This window comes from Nocardia fodinahabitans (assembly GCF_052983615.1).
In genome coordinates, this window is sequence record NZ_JBRJJC010000001.1 from 4,571,448 (window position 1) to 4,590,758 (window position 19,311).

General features: G+C 68.0%; 19 protein-coding genes. 12 read left to right on the top strand and 7 right to left on the bottom strand.

What is annotated here, in order from left to right:
- Positions 1-61: 61 nt before the first annotated feature.
- Positions 62-1,354 (top strand): FHA domain-containing protein, encoded by a 1,293-nt coding sequence (locus tag NV348_RS21190; protein ID WP_447148451.1) that lies wholly within the window; start codon positions 62-64, stop codon positions 1,352-1,354.
- Here NV348_RS21190 and NV348_RS21195 read toward each other — a convergent pair.
- Positions 1,351-2,796, bottom strand: coding sequence for a neutral zinc metallopeptidase (locus NV348_RS21195; RefSeq protein WP_447148452.1), 1,446 nt, complete (start codon positions 2,794-2,796; stop codon positions 1,351-1,353). The two genes, NV348_RS21190 and NV348_RS21195, sit on opposite strands and share 4 nt — an antisense overlap.
- A gap of 107 nt (positions 2,797-2,903) precedes the next feature.
- On the opposite strand from NV348_RS21195, the gene NV348_RS21200 reads away from it, so the two are divergent.
- The 6 genes from NV348_RS21200 to NV348_RS21225 all read left to right on the top strand — a co-directional run bounded on the left by NV348_RS21200 (position 2,904) and on the right by NV348_RS21225 (position 10,042).
- On the top strand, positions 2,904-5,438 hold the full coding sequence (locus NV348_RS21200) for an FHA domain-containing protein (RefSeq protein ID WP_447148453.1): 2,535 nt from the start codon (positions 2,904-2,906) through the stop codon (positions 5,436-5,438).
- A gap of 151 nt (positions 5,439-5,589) precedes the next feature.
- Entirely contained in the window at positions 5,590-6,924 is a 1,335-nt protein-coding gene (locus tag NV348_RS21205) for a hypothetical protein (RefSeq protein WP_447148454.1), read from the top strand.
- A 179-nt stretch (positions 6,925-7,103) separates the two neighbouring features.
- A complete protein-coding gene (gene rplM / locus NV348_RS21210; protein WP_022567307.1) occupies positions 7,104-7,547 on the top strand; it encodes a 50S ribosomal protein L13 in 444 nt (147 codons plus the stop codon).
- Positions 7,544-8,059, top strand: coding sequence for a 30S ribosomal protein S9 (gene rpsI, locus NV348_RS21215; RefSeq protein ID WP_447148455.1), 516 nt, complete (start codon positions 7,544-7,546; stop codon positions 8,057-8,059). Before rplM ends, rpsI begins: the two co-directional genes overlap by 4 nt.
- Before the next feature lie 139 nt (positions 8,060-8,198).
- Positions 8,199-9,536 (top strand): phosphoglucosamine mutase, encoded by a 1,338-nt coding sequence (gene glmM / locus NV348_RS21220; protein WP_447148456.1) that lies wholly within the window; start codon positions 8,199-8,201, stop codon positions 9,534-9,536.
- A 131-nt stretch (positions 9,537-9,667) separates the two neighbouring features.
- Positions 9,668-10,042 carry a hypothetical protein gene (locus tag NV348_RS21225; protein WP_447148457.1) on the top strand — a complete coding sequence of 125 codons (375 nt, stop codon included), beginning with the start codon at positions 9,668-9,670 and terminating at the stop codon, positions 10,040-10,042.
- On the opposite strand, the gene NV348_RS21230 is transcribed toward NV348_RS21225, so the two are convergent.
- Both NV348_RS21230 and NV348_RS21235 read right to left on the bottom strand, forming a co-directional pair.
- Positions 10,043-10,474, bottom strand: coding sequence for a hypothetical protein (locus NV348_RS21230; RefSeq protein ID WP_447148458.1), 432 nt, complete (start codon positions 10,472-10,474; stop codon positions 10,043-10,045).
- Positions 10,475-10,482: 8 nt separating this feature from the next.
- Entirely contained in the window at positions 10,483-12,123 is a 1,641-nt protein-coding gene (locus NV348_RS21235) for an ABC-F family ATP-binding cassette domain-containing protein (protein WP_447148459.1), read from the bottom strand.
- A gap of 146 nt (positions 12,124-12,269) precedes the next feature.
- On the opposite strand from NV348_RS21235, the gene NV348_RS21240 reads away from it, so the two are divergent.
- The 5 genes from NV348_RS21240 to NV348_RS21260 all read left to right on the top strand — a co-directional run bounded on the left by NV348_RS21240 (position 12,270) and on the right by NV348_RS21260 (position 15,509).
- Entirely contained in the window at positions 12,270-12,461 is a 192-nt protein-coding gene (locus tag NV348_RS21240) for a PspC domain-containing protein (protein WP_218717731.1), read from the top strand.
- Positions 12,462-12,553: 92 nt separating this feature from the next.
- Positions 12,554-12,862 carry a DUF6802 family protein gene (locus tag NV348_RS21245; RefSeq protein WP_365010783.1) on the top strand — a complete coding sequence of 103 codons (309 nt, stop codon included), beginning with the start codon at positions 12,554-12,556 and terminating at the stop codon, positions 12,860-12,862.
- Positions 12,863-12,930: 68 nt separating this feature from the next.
- Positions 12,931-13,293: a hypothetical protein gene (locus NV348_RS21250; protein WP_447148460.1), complete on the top strand. Its 363-nt coding sequence runs from the start codon at positions 12,931-12,933 to the stop codon at positions 13,291-13,293.
- Positions 13,294-13,320: 27 nt separating this feature from the next.
- Positions 13,321-15,027 carry a hypothetical protein gene (locus NV348_RS21255; RefSeq protein WP_447148461.1) on the top strand — a complete coding sequence of 569 codons (1,707 nt, stop codon included), beginning with the start codon at positions 13,321-13,323 and terminating at the stop codon, positions 15,025-15,027.
- A 113-nt stretch (positions 15,028-15,140) separates the two neighbouring features.
- Entirely contained in the window at positions 15,141-15,509 is a 369-nt protein-coding gene (locus tag NV348_RS21260) for a hypothetical protein (protein WP_447148462.1), read from the top strand.
- Between the two features lie 53 nt (positions 15,510-15,562).
- Here the strand turns inward: NV348_RS21260 and NV348_RS21265 are convergent, their stop codons facing one another.
- From NV348_RS21265 to NV348_RS21280, 4 genes are all read right to left on the bottom strand, one after another.
- The gene (locus NV348_RS21265; protein WP_447148463.1) at positions 15,563-17,509 is read right to left on the bottom strand and encodes a hypothetical protein; all 1,947 of its coding nucleotides are present in this window, start codon (positions 17,507-17,509) and stop codon (positions 15,563-15,565) included.
- Between the two features lie 3 nt (positions 17,510-17,512).
- Positions 17,513-17,851, bottom strand: coding sequence for a hypothetical protein (locus tag NV348_RS21270; protein WP_447148464.1), 339 nt, complete (start codon positions 17,849-17,851; stop codon positions 17,513-17,515).
- Positions 17,852-17,872: 21 nt separating this feature from the next.
- Entirely contained in the window at positions 17,873-18,214 is a 342-nt protein-coding gene (locus NV348_RS21275; RefSeq protein ID WP_447148465.1) for a hypothetical protein, read from the bottom strand.
- Between the two features lie 189 nt (positions 18,215-18,403).
- Positions 18,404-19,261 carry an alpha/beta fold hydrolase gene (locus NV348_RS21280; protein WP_447148466.1) on the bottom strand — a complete coding sequence of 286 codons (858 nt, stop codon included), beginning with the start codon at positions 19,259-19,261 and terminating at the stop codon, positions 18,404-18,406.
- Positions 19,262-19,311: the final 50 nt, after the last annotated feature.

Here is a 19,311-nt window from a genome sequence, read left to right on the forward strand (position 1 = left end):
CGACCCTGCTGCGCAGTTCCGGTAGAGGCCGATACCTGTGAGGGATCGGCAGGTCGAAGTCGTGCTCGGAAGTCATGCGGTCGCGCGCGTCGCGGGCGCGGTGATCGTCGTCGCGCATCGCGGGCACGGCAGGCTCACTCCCGACGACACCGCGGCGGTCGCGCTGGAATCGCTGGCCGAGCTCGTGCGCGGCGCCGCCGAGGAAGCGCCGGGCGGACCGGGCTCGGTGGTCGCGCGGGAATCGACACGCTGGCTGATGAAGTACGCCGAGCAGATCTCGCCGGGCACGCCGATCGACTTCGGGGTGCTCTCGGCCGCCGACAACGGCGGGGTCGCGATCTTCCTGCACGGTGCGGTGACGGCGGTGCTCGCCGGGGACGGCACCGCGGAGTACTACCGGGGCAGTGACGCCGCGTTCACCGTCGACCGGGTGGCGTCCGAGCCCGCCACGGCGGTCGCGCTGTTCGTCGACGACGCCAAGGGCCGCATCCCCGATCTGCCGCCGGAGCGCGGCGTCGGGTGGCTGGTCGAGGGGATCGCGCAGGCGGGCGGCGCCGTGGTGTGGTCCAACGGGACCCGCTCCCGGGTCCGCACCGCCGATCCCGCGGCCGGCACCAACAGGCCACCGCCGCCCACCGCCCGGATCGATCGGGAACCTCGTCCGGCGCACGCGGATTCACGTCCCGCCGAGCCGCCCGCCACCGGGATGCAGCCGGCGACGTCGCTGATGGACGCGGCGACCAGCGCCACCGGACCGGCGCACGCGGCCGTCGACCCGCACAACGCCGAGACCAGGAATTCGGGCACCAACCCGGCGCCCGAACCCGACCCCGACCTGCAGCGACGGCTCGAGGCGACGGCCAGGTCCACGGTGCTCACGGTCAAGGTGATGGGATTCAAGTGCGCGCGTGCGCATCCCAGCGATCCACGCTCGGCGTTCTGCACGGTCTGCGGCATGCCGGTCGACCAGACCCAGGCGCTCAGCGAAGTGGTGCGCCCGCCGCTGGGCATGCTCGTCCTCGACGACGGTATGACCTACCTGCTGGCCGCCGACGCGGTGATCGGCCGCGACCCGGAGAACTCCGAAGCCGCCCAGCGCGGGCTCATCCCGCTGCGCGTCGACGACACCTCCGGCGGCATGTCCCGCGCGCATGCCGAAGTGCACCTGGTGAATTGGGACGTCCAGCTCATCGACCGCGGTTCGACCAACGGCACCCGCACCCGCCTGCCCGGCTACCGCGACTGGATCCGGCTCACCCCGAACCAGCCGATGGCGCTGATCCCCGGCACCGAGGTGATGATCGGCAACCGCGTCCTGCGCTACGAGCCGGCCGCGCCGCCGCCGTTCGGCTAGGAGTACCGCGACAGGCAGGTGGTCTCGCCGTTGAGGACACCCGCCCGGAAGGCGTCGACGCGGGAGAAGCCGCTCGGAACGGTGTTGCCCTCGGTGTCGCTGGCGGCCAGGCCGTCGGTGAGCAGGCCCGAGACCGCCTCGTCGAGGTCGCCCGCGGAGAGCTGGATATCGCCCTGGCTGGCCGGGCGGCCGGGCTGGGCCAGCTTGCCGGTGACGACACCGGACAGGCAGGCCGCGCGCAGACCGGTCTTCGCACCGGTCAGCGCCTGGCCGTGACCGCGCTGGACGGCGAGGGTGTAGCGGGAGATGAACACGACGTAGCCGTTGTAGTCGCCGCTGACCTTGACCGGGAGCGGGCCGTCGTCGTCGGAATCGACCGAGCCGCGCTGGGCCAGACCGGGTACATCGGTGGCGATGACGTTCCTGGCCGGGCAGTAGGTGACCGGTTCGGTCGCGGTGCCGTCCTTGCAGTCGATCCTGGCGCCCGAGTACTCGTAGGTCGGGGCTTCCTCGACCGGCAGAATGGACTGCAGCGCCTTGCTCAGCTCGACCAGGTTCTCCTTGGTGATCGGGTACTCGCCGCGGCCCTGATCGCCGGAGAAGCTCTGCGGCAGATTGCCGCGGCGCTGGTCGATCTCCTCGTCGTCGATGCCCTTGCAGCCGCGCGGGCCGTCGGTGAAGCCGATCTGCACCGCGGTGACGCGCTCGAAGGCCGAACCGTGCACGCTCTCGGGATCGTCGGGGTCGGAGTCGCGGATCGAAACGGTCGCGGCCAGGACGGAATTCAGGCCGTCGGAGGTGTTGATCGTGAAGTGCTTCGACTTGCCCTCGGCGACGTGGCGCATGAACGCGCCCGCGAAGCAGTCGGCCTGCTGTTCCTTGACCAGGACCGGGGTCTTCTTGGTGACGAGCTCGGCCATGGTCTGGATGGCGTGCCCGTACTCGTGAGCCAGCACCATGACCACCGACATCTTCCCGAAGGTCTCGCTCATGGTGGGCAGCAGCATCGCGCGGTCCCAGCCGATGGAGTTGTCGCTGCGGCAGTAGGCGGCGTTGACCAGGTGGTAGGTGGTCTCCTTGCAGAATTCGATCGCCTGGTTGCGCGAGGCCCTGGCATTCCAGGACACCAGCTTCTCGACCGGCTCGAAGGTCTCGCCGTGGAACTCGAGGCCGAAGGCGGCCTGCCAGTACGACTGGATGTCGTCGATCGCGTTGAGCGCCAGCGCGTCGACCTCGCCACCGTCACCGTTGGACGCGGTCAGCGACGAATCCGGCACGTTCGGCCGCGGTCCGTTCGGGCCACCGGTCGTCGGCAGCCCGGCCACCTGGAACGGATCGTCGTAGATCGAGACCCCGTGGCCGTCGATCGCCCGCGTGCAGCCCACACTCAGCAACGCGCATAGCACGGCGGTGATCGCAATGAGCACTTGGGGTTTCGGCATCAGTCCCCCTGGTCGGCCGGATACATGTGCAGGTCGATCGCCGGATCGGGACTGAAGCCGTCTCGGGGGCACCGCCGATGTCCGGGCGATGGCATAGTATCCGCTCCATGTCTTCACCGGGGGCGCAGACCATCACCGTGCGCCATGATGGAACCGAACGAGTCTTCGAAGCGAGCCAGCAGATCACCATGGGCCGGGCGCCCGAAGTGACGCTGTTCGTGGACAGTCCGCTGGTATCGCGCGTGCACGCCACTCTGCGTTTCCAGAACGGCGCGTGGGTGCTCGCCGACAACGGCAGTACCAACGGCGTTTTCGTCGACGCGCGCAGGCTGAGCCAGCCCGTTTCGATCGACCGGCCCACACAGGTGCGTCTGGGGGACGCTATCAGTGGGCCGCTGCTGCATCTGGTGCCCGCGGCGCCGTCGTCGCGCCATGCCGCGACGATGCTCGCACCGCCGTCCCAGCCGCAGCAACAGCAACGCCCGCCGCAACGTCCGCAGCAGCAGCCCTACCAGCCACCGTCCAGACCGGCGCCGCCGCAGCAGCAGCAACAGCCGCAGTACGTGCCGACCTCGCAGCTGCCGTCGCAGCCGATGGCGCCGCAGGACAACATCAACATGACCCGCCGCGCCGACTCCTCGATGCTGCCGCCCGTGCGCAAGTCGGCCTCGACCGAGCCGGTGGCGCGCGGCGATCGCATTCCGCCCGGCGGCCTGAGCATCGGCCGTACCTCCGACAATCAGATCATCGTCAATGATCCGCTGGCCTCGCGCAAGCACGCGCGCCTGGTGTCCTCGGGCGAGGGCCTGGTCATCGAGGACCTCGGATCGGCCAACGGCACCTTCGTCAACGGTCACCGCCAGCAGCGCACCGTGCTGCGCGAGCGCGACATCGTCACCATCGGCAATATCGACTTCGTCGTCACCCAGGGCGCGCTGGCGCATCGGCAGAAGCCGGTCGCCGAGCTCGGCCTGACGGTGCACGGGGTCGGGTTCACCGTCGAGGGCAACAAGCAGCTGCTCGTCGATGTCAACATGCAGGCCGGTCGCGGCACCCTCACCGCGCTGATCGGCCCGTCGGGCGCGGGCAAGTCGACGCTGTCGAAGCTGATCGCGGGCAGCACCCAGCCCTCCGGCGGTGTGGTCACCTTCGAGGGCCGCAACCTGCACGCCGAGTACGAGGCGCTGCGCTCCCGGATCGGCATGGTCCCGCAGGACGACGTGCTGCATCGTCAGCTCACCGTCCGCCAGGCCCTCGGCTTCGCCGCGGAACTGCGGCTGCCGCCCGATACCACCAAAGCCGACCGTCAGCAGGTGATCGACGGCGTCCTGCAGGAGCTCTCGCTCACCCAGCACGCCGACACCCGCGTCGACCGGCTCTCCGGCGGTCAGCGCAAGCGCGCGTCGGTGGCGATGGAGCTGCTGACCGGTCCGTCGCTGCTGATCCTCGACGAGCCGACCTCCGGCCTGGACCCGGCGCTGGACCGGCAGGTCATGCAGATGCTGCGCGAGCTGGCCGACGCCGGTCGCGTGGTGATCGTGGTGACCCACTCGGTCGCCTGCCTGGACATGTGCGACCAGGTGGTGCTGCTCGCGCCCGGCGGCAAGACCGCCTTCGCCGGTCATCCCGGTGGCGTCGGCGCCGCGCTCGGCACGACCGACTGGGCGGAGATCTTCGCCAAGGTCGCGGCCAACCCGGACCAGGCCTTCGCGGCCTATCGATCCAGGCAGGCGTATGTGCCACCGCCGCCACCGCCCGCGCCGATGCAGCGCGGCAACGCGGGCGCGCCACCGCAATCGAGCGGGATGCGCCAGTTCAGCACCTTGGCGCGCAGGCAGCTGCGGCTGATCTTCGCCGACCGCGGCTACCTGATCTTCCTGGTGGTGCTGCCGTTCATCCTCGGCGCGTTGTCGCTGGTGGTGCCCGGTAGTGACGGTTTCACCGAGGGGCCGCTGATCGCGCAGCCGGACGGATCGTTCGCGCGCTCCAGCGGTGGTGAGGCGCAACAGCTGCTGGTCGTGCTGATCCTCGGTGCGTGCTTCATGGGCGCCACGCTGACCGTGCGCGACCTGGTCGGTGAGCGGTCGATCTTCTATCGCGAGCGCGCGGTCGGCCTGCTGCCGTCGGCGTATCTGATGGCCAAGATCGTGGTGTTCAGCGTGACCGCGTTCCTGCAGTCGGCGGTGCTGGTCGGCATCACCTTCCTCGGCAAGAAGGCGCCGCCGGAGGGCGCGCTGATCCCGAACGGCAGCGTCGAGCTGTACTTCGACATCGCGATGACCGCGGTCTGCTGTGTGGTGTTCGGTCTGCTGATGTCGAGCCTGGCCAAGTCCAACGAGCAGGTCATGCCGATGCTCGTGGTGATGATCATGGTGCAGCTGGTGATGGCGGGCGGCCTGATCCCGGTGACCGACCGGGTCGGCCTCGAGCAGGTGTCGTACCTGTTCCCATCGCGCTGGGGTTACGCCGCGGGCGCGGCGACCGTCGACCTGCGCGAGCTGGTCATCGGTGCCCAGGAGGATCCGCTCTGGGAACACAAGCCGGGAATCTGGATCCTCGACATCGCGCTGCTGATCGTGATCACCTCGATTCTGGCGGTCATCACGTGGAGCCGCCTACGCCTGAAGAAGTCGCAGGCATGAGCAGTCAGCGCCCGGAGGCGGCAGCTCGCGTCACTACGGAGGGCGCCCGAGAATGCCTGAGGGGGCACCGCATGACGGGGGATCGCAAGGTCAGGGCCATATCGGCGGGCATGCTGCGCGTGTCGCTCGCCGACCGGGCACACTTGAGCCTGTGACCGTTCGAGTTGGGGCCCTGCATCTGGGGTGGGATGTGGTGTCCGTTGCCGCGGGCGGCGGTGAGACTCCGATCCGCCCGGTTCAGGTGGAGGGCACCTACACCCCACCCGCCTACCTACTCGCCGACGCCGCGGGCAGGCTGCACACCGCAGGTGTCGACCGGCAGCGGCCGGACCTCGGCATGGCGATCGCCGACGTGCGCGACATTCTCGGGCACCCGCAGATCGTCATCGCCGGTGCCACCTGGCCCGCCGAGCTGGTGTTCCGGGCACGGCTCTACAACCCGCTGGCCGCGGTCGGCAAGTACCTGCGCGGCAAGCCGCAGCTGGTCGCGCTGCCGTATCCGGACAGCTGGCCCGACGAGAAGGTCGACATCTACGCCGCGCTCGTCGAGCAGCTGGACGTGGTGGTCGAGCCGCTGCCGGAGAGCGTCGCGCTGTCGGGCTACGTGCGCGCCCTCGGGCTGGTCTCGCCGCCCAGCGAGCGGCACCGGCACGGGATCGGCGCGACCGGCGTGTACTCCGACGGCCGCACGCTGCTGGTCGTCGCGGTGCACGGCGACGACGAGCAGCCGACCGAATCGGTCGAGGTCGCGGTGACCGCGGAGGCGCTGCGCGATGCCCGTTCGGCCGACAACGTGGTGATCGAGGCGATGGCGGCGGCCCGCTCGATCGGCGCCGACACCTCGACGGTGCTGCTGGCGGGCAATGTCTGCTTCAACGACGCGCTGCGGCTGGCCTTCCAGAACCATCTCGGCCAGCGCCTGCACGTGGCCGATCACCCGATGCACGCGCTGGTGCTCGGCGCGGCGCATCTACTGGTCACCGAGCCGGAGCTGGACGAGGACGACTACCCCGAGTCGCAGCATCCTGGTCAGGGCTATGCCGCGCAGGTCGGCTGGGGCGCCCCGGCGCCGCAGACCGGTCAGCCGCCGAGTCCCGCGGGCATCGTCGCCGGACCGCCCGCGCAGGCGAGTGGATCGCCGCGGCACGCGCTGGCCGAGGCCGACGACGAGGATCGCCGCGGCAAGCTGATCGGCAAGGTGAAGAAGGGCTTCTTCGGCGCACCGGCCGTGCTCGGCATGGTCGCGCTGGCCGCGACCGGCCTGCACACGAGTGCCGCGGGCCCCGCGGTCGCGGCCGAGGGGGAGCGGGTGACCTGCGCGTTCACCCCGTACGCGAACACAGTTCCGCCGGAGGGTATCGCGAGTGCCCGCGGCGGCGGCCTGATCGAGGACAACGCCTGCGTCACCCCCGGCATCGATACGCTGCGCTACCTGATCCCCGGGCCCGCGGGCGCGACCGACCCCGGCCCACCGGTGGTGATCTAGCCGGGCTCGCCCGATTGTGGTGGCGTCATGCGTAGCTGGTATCGTTGCTCGCTGGCGTGTGGAACGTCGAACCGTTCGCGGATCGGCGTCTCCTCGATGTCCCGGGTCTCCACCGGCCGCCGGGACAGTCTCGACCCACACCCGTGGCCGGCAACACCGACGACAGACAGGGACCGACTGTGCCTACGTACAGCCCCAAGGCGGGTGACGTGACCCGTAAGTGGTACGTCATCGACGCCACTGACGTAGTCCTCGGCCGTCTTGCCGTGCAGGCCGCTGGCCTGCTGCGCGGCAAGGGCAAGCCGACCTACGCACCGCACGTCGATGGTGGCGACTTCGTCATCATCATCAACGCGGACAAGGTTGCCATCTCCGGCAACAAGAAGCAGGACAAGCTCATCCACCACCACAGCGGACACCCGGGCGGCCTCAAGTCGCGCACTGTCGGCGAGGTGTTGGCGACCCGTCCCGATCGTCTCGTGGAGAAGGCCGTCAAGGGCATGATCCCGAAGAACAAGCTGGGTAACGCGATCGCGGGCAAGCTGAAGGTCTACGCAGGCCCGAACCACCCCCACGCCGCGCAGCAGCCGGTTCCGTTCGAGATCAAGCAGGTGGCCCAGTGACCGCTCCTGAAGAGTTCAACGAAGAGTACGACGTGGTCGACGAGACCGTGGTCGAGGTTGTCGAAGACGGCGAAGGCTACGAGGCCGAGTACGTCGAAGAGACCACCTACGCCCCGATCGTGATCGATCGCCCGGTGCAGACCGTCGGCCGCCGTAAGGAAGCCGTCGTTCGCGTGCGCCTGGTTCCCGGCTCGGGCAACTTCGTGCTCAACGGCCGCACCATCGAGGATTACTTCCCGAACAAGGTGCACCAGCAGCTCGTGAAGTCCCCGCTGGTCACCGTCGAGCGTGTCGAGAGCTTCGACATCTTCGCTCGCCTGGTCGGTGGCGGCCCGTCGGGTCAGGCCGGCGCTCTGCGTCTGGCCATCGCCCGTGCGCTGATCGAGGTCACCCCCGAGGATCGCCCCGCGCTCAAGCGCGCCGGCTTCCTGACCCGTGACCCGCGTGCCACCGAGCGTAAGAAGTACGGCCTGAAGAAGGCCCGTAAGGCGCCTCAGTACTCGAAGCGCTGATTTCGGCACTGTCGACCACCGTCTTCGCTTACTTTGGCTGAGACGGTACGGTCGGCGGAGCACGTGTGCGAGAGCAGGCTTCCAGCGCGGCTGGTCGCCTGCTCTCGTGCTGTATCCACCACCTCTAAGGGGCATAGGTATGGGACGGCTGTTCGGCACAGACGGTGTTCGGGGACTCGCCAACGAGTCGCTGAGCCCGGAACTGGCGATGCGCGTCGCGGGTGCGGCCGCGCAGGTGCTCTCGCGCGGCAAGAAGCGCGCGGTCGCGGTGCTCGGCCGTGATCCCCGGGCCAGTGGCGAGATGCTCGAGGCCGCGGTGACCGCGGGTCTGACCTCCGTCGGTGTCGATGTCCTCTCGGTGGGCGTGCTGCCCACCCCGGCCGTGGCGTACCTGACCGGCCTCTACGACGCGTGCTTCGGCGTGATGATCTCCGCCTCGCACAATCCCATGCCCGACAACGGCATCAAGATCTTCGCGGCGGGCGGGCACAAGCTCGACGACGCCGTGGAACAGCGGATCGAAGCGCTGATCACCGAGGGCGTCACGGTGCGCCCGACCGGTGCGGGCATCGGCCGCGTGCGCGGCGACTACACCGTCGAGGGCACCCACGAACGCTATGTCGAGCACCTGCTCGAATCCACCGGCCAGGACCTGTCCGGGCTGACCGTCGTCGTCGACTGCGCGCACGGCGCGGCCTCGGAGGTGGCCCCGCAGGTGTACCGGGAGGCCGGGGCGACGGTGATCGCGATCAACGCCGAACCCGACGGCCTCAACATCAACGACGGCTGCGGCTCGACCCACCTCGGCGCGGTCCGCGCCGCCGTCCTCGCCAACGGCGCCGACCTGGGCATCGCCCTCGACGGTGACGCCGACCGGTGCCTGGCGGTGGACGCCGCGGGCGAGATCGTCGACGGTGACGCGATCATGGCCGTGCTGGCGCTGGCCATGCGGGAGTCGGGCGAACTCGTCGCCGACACCCTGGTCGCGACCGTGATGAGCAACCTGGGCCTGCACATCGCCATGCGCGCCGCCGGAATCACGGTGCTCACCGCCGCCGTCGGCGACCGCTACGTGCTGGAGGAACTGCGCCGCGGCGGGTACACCCTCGGCGGCGAGCAGTCCGGGCACGTGGTGTTCCCGCGCTACGGCACCACCGGTGACGGCGTGCTCACCGGCCTGCGGCTGATGGCGCGGATGGCCCAGACCGGGCGTCCGCTGAGCGAGCTGGCCGCGGTGATGAGCACCGTGCCGCAGGTACTGGTGAACGTGCCGGTCAGCGACAAGGCCGCGGTCGCCGTCGCCCCCGAGGTGCGCGACGCGGTCGCCGAGGCCGAGCGCGTTCTCGGTGAGTCCGGCCGGGTGCTGTTGCGGCCCAGCGGAACCGAGCAGCTGGTGCGGGTGATGGTCGAGGCCACCGATCCGGTGCAGGCGCGCCAGCTCGCCGACGATCTGGCCAAGCGGGTCGCGGCCGTCTAGCTCTACCTGGCGGGTCGCGCCCGGTCCATCTACTATCGGCATACGCCGTATGGACCTGTGTGCCGGTGGCGCGTGTGCTGCTCGGCGCACCGGATAGTTTGGCGCGCAGCACGATTCGAAGGGGCCGATTCATGGTGCCGCCGCTGCCTGCCCGGAACTATCGCGATGAGGACCGCTACCCGGTCGAATACGGCGAGCCCGACCCGTATCACCGCTGCGGTGGGGCGTGTGGCCGGCCGGGGTGCCGTGATGTGCCGCAGGGGTATTCGCACACCGTCCCGATCCGTGACGAGGGCTACGGCCAGCCGGTCGAGCACTACGAGCCGGTCCCCGAACCGTCGCGCGGATATTCGTTCCCCGTGCCGCGAGTGCCGCGGTCCCGGTCGTTCATCGTCGTCGTGGCGATTCTCTTCGTGACCGGTGCCGCCGGGCTGATCGGCGCGAAACTCGGGTCCGACATCGACCTGTTCGGTGCCGCGGAACCGGCTGCGGTGCAGTCGTTCTGATCAGAACTGGCCGGCGACGAATCCACTGAACAGCACCAGGAACCCGGCGATCTCGCCCGCCATCAGCCCGTACATCGACAGCCGCAGCTCGGCCGGGATCCGGCCGGCGAACTGGTTGGTCGTGTCGCGCCGCCACCCGTGCAGCGCGTAGCTGGCGATCGCGCCCGCGAAGAACGCGAGAATCACCAGGTCCGCGGTCAGATTGACGACGGTCGGCCACGCGCTGAGTTCGGTGAACACCGCGAGCAGCACGCCGGCGAAGGAATACAGCAGCGCCGCGCGATGCGCGATGTCGACGTAGACGTGTGCCGCGCCGTCGGCCGAAGTGCGGATGCCGTGGTACTTCCACACCCCGAGCAGCAGCGCGCTCAGGAAGATCAGGCCGGTGACGAGCAGCGTGACGCGGGTGTCGATGCCCAGCGTGAGGTCCATGGAACGTCCTAACCCTCGGTGAGCGACCCGCCCGCCATGTGCCAACGGCGGGTCGCACGAACAGAATCCAGCATCCGGCGATCATGCGTCACCAGAATCAGCGTGCCGGTGAAGGAGTCGACGGCCTGCTCGAGCTGTTCGATGGCGGGCAGGTCGAGGTGGTTGGTCGGCTCGTCCAGGACCAGCAGATTCACCCCGCGCGCCTGCAGCAGCGCCAGCGCGGCGCGGGTGCGTTCGCCGGGGGACAGGGTGTCGCAGGCCCTGGTGACGTGCGGACCGCGCAGGCCGAACTTCGCGAGCAGCGTGCGGACATCGGCATCGGGCCACTCGGGCATCGCGGCGCTGAAGGTACCGGCCAGGGTGTCCTGCCCGCGGAACAGCCCGCGAGCCTGGTCGACCTCGCCGATCAGGACGCCGGAACCCAGTGCGGCCGAACCGGAATCGGGGGCGATCTTGCCCAGCAGCAGGCCGAGCAGGGTGGACTTGCCCGAACCGTTGGCGCCGGTGAGCACGATCCGGTCGGCCCAGTCGATCTGCGTGGTGATCGGCCCGAGCGTGAAATCGCCCCGCCGCACGACGGCGTTGGCCGCGGTCGCCACCACCGAACCGCTGCGCGGCGCGGTGGCGATCTCCATCCGCAGCTCCCACTCCTTGCGGGGCTCCTCGACCACATCCAGCCGTTCGATCCGGCGCTGGGTCTGCCGGGCCTTGGCCGCCTGCTTCTCGGTGGACTCGGCCCGGGTCTTGCGGCCCATCTTGTCCGAGTCGTTCTTGCCCTTGCGCCGGGCATTGCGCACGCCGTGCTCGAGCCAGTTGCGCTGCATCTGCGCCCGCGCCTCCAAACCCGCCTTGGTGTCGGCGAATTCGTCATAGGCCTCACGGGCGTGCTTGCGGGCGATCTCGCGCTCGGCCAGATACGCCTCGTAACCACCGTCGTAGAGCCCGACCTGCTGCTGGGCCAGATCCAGCTCCAGTATCCGATTCACGGTGCGCGCCAGGAACTCCCGATCGTGGCTGATCACCATCAGCGGCACCCGGATGCCCTTGACGAAGCGCTCCAGCCGGTCCAGGCCGTCCAGATCGAGATCGTTGGTCGGCTCGTCGAGCAGCAGGATGTCGAAGCGCGACAACAACACCGAGGCCAGACCCGCGCGGGCGGCCTGCCCACCGGACAGTCCCGTCATCGGGGTGTTCAAGCCGCCGGCCAGCCCGTCGGTGAGCCCGAGATCGGCGGTCACCTCCTCGGCGCGCTGGTCCAGATCGGCGCCGCCGAGCGCCAGCCAGTGTTCGAGCGCGGGCGAATAGTCGTCGTCCCCGCCGTCGCCGAGCCGCTCGGCCGCGGCATCCATCACCTGCTGCGCGTGCGCGACCCCGGTCCGGCGGGACAGGAACTCGAGCACCGTCTCGCCCTCGATCCGCTCCGGCTCCTGCGCCAGATACCCGACTGTCGCGTCCGGCGGGCTGAGCATGATGGCGCCTTCGCCCGCCACCCCGTCGGCCAGCATCCGCAGCAGCGTCGACTTGCCCGCGCCGTTCACCCCGACCAGCCCGATCACATCGCCGGGCGCGAGGGTGAAATCGAGGTCGGCGAACAGGGTCCGCTCGGCGTGGCCGGCGGACAGACCGGTGGCTTGCAATGTCGTGCTCACCTCCTAAGTCTGCCCGCCTCGGGGTCGGACCCTGAGATCGGGCCCGCCGGAAATCAGGGTGCGGATGGGTCTGCCGACCGATGCGGGCCAGGGGCCTGGCTCGGCACAGTGGAGTCATCACCGCTTCCCGAGGAAGGCAACACACAATGACTGCCCCCGCCCGCCGCTTCACCCGTTCGACCAGCGACACATGGATCGCAGGCGTCTGCGGTGGTATCGCCGAGTACTTCGGCTGGAACGCCAACGTCGTCCGCCTGGTCTTCGTCGTCTCCTGCCTGCTGCCCGGCCCCCAGTTCCTCCTCTACCTGGTCCTGTGGCTGATCATGCCCAAGAAGTAAGGCCCGACCGCTCCGCTCACCGCTCGCGGATGACAGGATGGTGGCAATCCCACCGCGCCGTCATCCGCGAGTTCCGTTTGAGGAGGAGTCCCATGGTCACCTCGGGCGACATCCCCGGCCTCGGCCTACCCGACATCGACGCCCATTCCCCCCTGGGCGGCCTCGGCCCGGTCGAGCTCCACTCCCCGTCCCAAGACCTGGACGGCGACGGAGTAGTCGACTCCCTCACCGACGCCACCCCCCACGACACCACCATCTGGTCCGACTACGACCATGACGGGTTCGCCGATCACGTGACCGTCGTCGAGGCGGACGGGGATTACGCGGCGTGGGAGTACCACCGACATCCTGATGGGACGTCGGAGTGGCGCAGGACCGACCAGGGGAACCTGGGGAAGTGAGTGAATTCGGCCCGCCGGTGAGGGAACCGGTGGGCCGGTTCGTGCGTCGAAGTAGGTAGTGCGCCGCCGTGGCGCAGTCGGCACTGTGGAGGTGGGGGATGAGCACAACCGTCTCGAACGGGATCGTGGTGAATCAGGCTGCAGTCACGCAATCGGTCAATGATCTGAAGACCACTGTCGGTGAGTTGCGCAAAGCCGCGACGAACATCAACGCGTGGGGGTCCGGTGTGGAGGCAGGGCGCGCCTATACCGACCGCGGTCAGAAGATCGCCACCGGGTTCGATCGAATCAGTGGCTGGCTGAACCGATGGACCACCGCCACCGACTACACCGCGGGAGCGATCGGCACCGCGACCATCGAACTGGTCGGGGTCGATAACTCCAACGCCCAGGACCAGAAGAAGGTCGCTGCTCAGGCCGCCGGACAATGAGCCCGCGCACAGGGGAGGGGATCAATCATGGCTGACACCGTCGACGGGGTGCTCGATGATGGCGCTGCCAAGGGCCTGGGTTTTTTCACAGATCTGACACCGAGGTATCTGCGAGCGTTTCCCGCGGCGCAGACAATGACTTTGTCGTCCATTTACGCGGCATACGACGCAGAACGTGGCCTCAACCTTCAGACATTGGCGGCAACAGCGGCCAGCCTCCAGTTGGCGCTGACCACCGCGAAGTCTCAGTCCGACAAACAACGCCAGGTCAGCCAGGTGCTACCCGTCTCGTGGCAGGGGGAGGCGGGGACCCGCGGTATCCAAGTCGTTGCGAGTCTGGCGAGTCATTCGGAGACGGACTGTACGGCCGTGCAGAAGGTCCTCGATGCCTTGAACACGGCGAGCACGACGATCCTGGAGACGGTGAAGGACAAGGTCAAGGCCATCGATGAACTGTTGGTGGATGGCAAGGTCACGATCGCGAATCTGACGCCGACCGATATCGATCAGGTGATCACCGGCGAGGAAACGGGGGAGATCGAGAAGGAAGTCTGGGAGAAGATGATTCCTGGCGCGATCTTCCCGAAGAAGTACCCCGAGCAGATCAAGACCGAGTGCGAGCGATGGCTGAAGCAGACGTTCGTGTTCAAATACGAGCAAAGCGTGACCGCGTTCAACTCGGCCTGCTCGATTGCGCGCACGGCGATCGAGGGTAAGTACGACCTCATCGTCACCGCACTCAACGCAGTCGAGGAGAAGTCCTACGACGGGGCGAAGTCCGTCGCGGGCACCCCGACAGAGGAGCAGAAGACCCCTCCGGCCGGCACACAGGTGAAGGCCAACGGCGATCAGACCACGGCCGCAGGTACCCAAACGACGACGAACGGCAATCAGTCGACCTCGGCCGGGAATCAAACTACGGCGGCGGGTACCCAGACCTCGAACGGTGACACATCGACGACCACCGGCTCGACGACGAAGACAACAACCGGAGCGAAGACTACCGACGATTCCAGCACCACCGACGAGGACGACGATTCGGATACCAGTGATGCGCTGAGCACCCTCACCTCGACGATCAGCGAACTCGGCACCACCCTCTCGGAAGCGTTGACCGGCGATCTCGGTGACACACTCACCTCTGCGGTCGAATCGATCGGTACCTCGATCAGCGATGGCATCGAGCAGATGACCGAGCAGGCGAGCAGTTTGCTGTCGGGCGAGACCGAGGCTTCGTTCCAACTCGGCGATACGAAGGTGAGCATCGAGGCTGGTGAGAACGGGCTGTCGTTGACGACGACCGATGCCAACGGTGGCTCGACGCAGTACAAGTTGACGTTGGACGAGAACGGGATTCCGGTGCTGACGCAGGATTCCACGTCGGCCGATGGTGCGACGACCGGGCAGACGGACGACACCACCGGCGTAGTGGGTTCGGGTACACCGCAATCCGGTACCGGCCAGGGCGAAGCCGGTCTCGCGGAGGCGGGAACCGGCGGCCGCGGTGGCGCGGACGCGACCACGTCCGAGACTCCCGATCTGACGAACGCTCCGGTCACCAGCGAAGTCGGTTCGGGCGAACAGTCATCGGGGTCCGTCGCCGGTGGCGTGCCTGTCGGTCCTCGGTCGACCAAGCAGGAGACCGACGGTGAGCACGTTCCGAGCGTCGAGGATCATCCTGTGAGTAACCCGGGTGACAGCGGTGCGGTGCTCGCCGAGGCGGGGCCGCTGTGACTCCGGTGATCATTGGCGGTCGGCGCACGATATCGGGAGACTGATCGACCGTGGACTACGCGGCAGAGATTGAGCAGATCGCGGCCGAGGCACGTCGGCGTTCGGCGAACCTGATGGACGAGATCGACGAGATCAATCGTCAGACCTCGCTGCGGGCAGAACAGTTCGCCGCCGACGCCGCCCAGCGACTGCGCGAGCTGGCCGAAAAGGAATCCGCCGAGGAAGAGCCCGAAACGTCGGAGCCGCAATCGGTTCAGGAAGAACCGGTGCAGCGGATCGAGCCTGTGCGCTCACCGCCGGTGCCGCCACCGACGCCGTTCGTGGCGGACCCGAACATGTCCCATGAGCAACAGCAGGCCGAGATCAGGGCGGCGGTCGCGCGGGCGAAGGCGGCACGGCAGGCCAGATCGACGGTCGCGCCGTCGGATGGTGACTACGACTCCGAGTCGGAGTACTACCGTCGCTCGACGTGGCTGGACTGACATGGTCTGATCGTGCGACCTGAACCCGTCCGGCAAGATTGCACGATTCGAACTCAGAGTGGGCCTGCCTCAGCCAGTTCGGCTCCGGAGTCGCCCACAACCGGCTGCTGGCCGCCGCCCGGAATCGTGGACGGCCAGTGTTCGTTCTCGGGCTCGGGTTCGGCTGTCCACGACGGAGCGCCACTGTAGCTCCCCGGGTTGTGTTCAGCTTCCTGACCTTTGGCGTTGAGCGAGCCGGTGGGATTCGGCGTCGCACCCGATGATGACCCGGCGTCTTCGAGCCCCGCGGGGCCTTGGCCCGAGGATGCCGAGGGCTCGCCCGTGCCGACAGAGCCGGTCGAGGCGGTGTCGCTGACGACTGGGATGCCGTTCTCGTTCAGTGTGAGGCCGTACTGATGGGATGTGCCGGTGGAATCGGTCGTGGTGAGCTGAAGCTGTCCATCCGCGTCGGTGGCCAAGCTCAGGGTGGTGCCGGCGATGGTGAATTCGGTCGATCCGGTGTTACTGAACAGGGTGCTCAACTGCTCTATACCGCTGGTGATCGATGTCCCGAGCGAGCTGAGGCCGGTGCCGATCGATTCGGCAATGGACTCTGCCGAGGTCGAGGATCCCGAGGTCAGGCTCGACAGTTCGCTGACCACCGAGCTCAATGTGGACAGGCCGCTCGAGACTGTGGACAGCAGGCTGCTCAGATCCGTGGTCGAGTTGTTGTCGTCGTCATCATCATCGTCTGTCGTTGTCGGGTTCGTGGTTCCCGCAGTGGTTGTCTTCGTCTCGTCCGTCGTCGTGCCGGTGGTGTCTCCGGTCGTCGTGCCGCCGGCGCCGGTCGAGGTATCGGTTGTGGTGCCCGCCGGGGTGGTGCCCGGTGACTGGGGATTCGGTTGCTCGGTGGCCGGAGCTGGGGGCGTGGACAGATGCTCGACGTTGTTCAGCGCGTCGGTGACGACCTTCAGGTATGCCTTGACCGCCGTGTCTGTTTCGGTGCACAGGTTTGTATAGGCTCGGAAATACCCTTCTGCGCTCTCGCGAAAATGCTGTCGCCATTGCTGACATAACGCCTGGGCCTGGATGTCGAATTCGACGGGACCGGCTTGACTCTCGTCCTTAGGGTTTCTGTCTCGCATGTAGCGCAGCAGGCCGCCGCGATTGGGTCCGAAGACTCCTCGGTCGGCCAGTACCTGAATACGGGCGCGTACGGTATCCCCGACTCCGCGCTTTTCTGCGTAGTTGAGGATCAGCGACACATCGTCGTCGCCTGCCGAGGCATCATCGCCGTGCTTGTTGTTGAAGGTCAGGCCGCCCGAATCTCCGTTGGTCATGTCGATGCCATTGATCTTGGTGACTTCGTAGAGCTTCCCGAAGGCGTTGGCCTTTCGCTGGAGGCAGCTCTTGATCCCGTCGACGGCGGCTTCCAAGATGGTGGGGAGCTGTCCGATTTCCGTAGACGCTTCGTCGGACCACGTGTTCAGGTTGCTCAGCTTGACCTTCGCGGCACTGCCACTCGCGCCCTGCCATGCGCCGTCGAGGACCCGCACGGCCTGTTCCTGATCATTCTGGGCGGTTTCGATCTTGGGCTTCGCGGCCGAGATGCGCCGAGCGGCTCCGACGAGATTGTTCAGCTTCATGTTCGATTGCTTGAAGTACGCGGTCGCCATCGCGTCTTCCGATTCCAGCGAGATGCCGGCGCCCCCGGTGGCCCCGGAAAGCTCGTACCGTTCCTGGACAAGATAGAACCACTTTAGGAAGGGTTTGTAGGGACTGCCATCCATGTTGCTGTTGGCGGCGTAAGGCGTTGCGCCATAGGACAGGATCTGGCCCGCGTCGAATCCCGTGTTGTAGGTGCCGGAGTCGGCCGAGAGCGTCTCGTTGATCTTGACGTCGCCGGCGGCGTGATCACCGTATCCTGCCCAAACCGCGGACCTGTCGGTTCCGGTGCCGTTGACGGTGACCCACGCACCCGCATTGCCCTGGCCCAAGCCGAGTTCGGAGTCGTCTGACATGTCCTACTTCCCCCCGATGGTCAGATCACCCTTGGTGTCGACCGAAACCGTATTGATCGCGGCGGAGAACTGAGCGTCGGTGTACTGCACGCTGTTGGCGCCGTTGGTCAGTGCGTCGCCGAACGCCGTGCAGGCGCTCGACCAGTTCTTCACCGCAGTGGCGGTGTGTTCGAAGCCGGTGACGATGGCCGCCGCTTCGGTGGCGTATTCGGCGCCGAGATCGTTCTTGTCGAACATGTTTCCCCAGGACCCGGCGACCGCCGACAGTTCTTGCGCGGCGCTCCGCAGCTGTGCGCCCTGCGCGCGGACGGTGTCCGCGTTCATGTTCAACCAGTCACTCATCGGAAATCCCCTCCGCTGTGCCTACACCAGCCACGAGTCACGGCCGAACCCATTGACGCGTGCCTCGTCGACATCGGTCCAATCCGTCGGCTGCACGTAGACCTCCCGCTGCGGCGCCTGGGCAGCTGCTTGCTGCGTCCGCAACCGGTACTCGTACATCAGCCGGTCCCGTTCTTCGCGCGCTTCGCGTGCGGCCCGTTCCTCCGGCGTCTCCGGTCCGAAGCCCATCGCCGCGACGCGCTCACCGATCTGCTGTGTCGCCTCCGCGGCGTCGCGTGTGACCTGTGTGACGCGGTCTTCGGTCTGGCGTGCGGCGGCGATGTGTTCGGCGGCGATGGCATCGATTCTGGCCAGCCAGTTCATCGCGGATCGCCGTTTTCCGATGGTGCGTCCGCTGTTGCTCCCCGGCCCATATCTATCACCCCTCCTACCGGGGAGTCCCCGCCCCGATGCGCTCAGAGACTACCGGATCGCTGCCGATGGGTGGCCACTCGTCACAGAGCGAAAGTCTTGCGCTGGAGGGCATCCGTGGTGATCGCGAGTCGGGGCCGGTCAGCCCCTGATCAGCTTCGCGACCGTGCCGAGGGAGAGTTTGGGGGTTTCCTCTTCGATCGGGGCGGTGGGGTCGACGAGGGTGGTGTGGGGGAGGACGGCTTCGGGGTCGGCGAAGGGGGCGTAGGTCTTGTCGCCGAGGAGGGTGTTGAGGAGGTAGCCGGTGAGGAGGGCTCGGGTGGTCTTCTCGGTTTTGTGCTCGTAGCGGCCCGCGCCGAGGGCGGTGAAGAGGCGTCGGCCTTCGATGATGCCGTTGTGGGAGGCGCCGTCGATGGTGCGCAGGATGGTGGGGCCTGCCCAGGCGGTGGCGAGGGCGCGGGCGTTGGAGTTGACCGAGTCGAGGTCGGTGGCGCCGGCCAGGATCAGGCCGGGAGTGTCGAGTTCGGGGGCGATGTTCTCCGCGGCCGGGGAGGTGGGGGCGGGGAACAGGGCGGCGACGGCGGCGACGCGGCGCTGGGCGGCGGCGATGACGGCGGCGCCCGCGCCCATGCCGTGGCCCGCCAGGGCGAGGCGGTCGGGGTGGACGCTGATGGTGCCGTCACCGAGGCGCACCTTGCTGACGATGTCGAGCGTGGTGAGCAGGTCGGTGCCGAGGTCCAGGTGTGAGGGGATCGGGCCGCGCTCGGTGTCGGGCGCGGCGACGACGAAGCCCCACGACGCGACATGCTCGAGCAGGCTCTTGTAGTTCTCCGCGCTGGTCAGCCAGCTGTGCGCGAACGCGACGGCGGGCAGGCTCAGGCCGGACTCAGGGGTGAACACCACACCCGGCTGGCCCGCGATGCCCAGATTTCCGCGCAACACCCGGTGGGGACCACGCGCGGACAGGGTGCTGAGGAGCGACTTCACCGACACCGACACGGGGAGAAGAGTATCCGATCACCCCGCGCGCCGAAGCGGCCCTGGTGGCG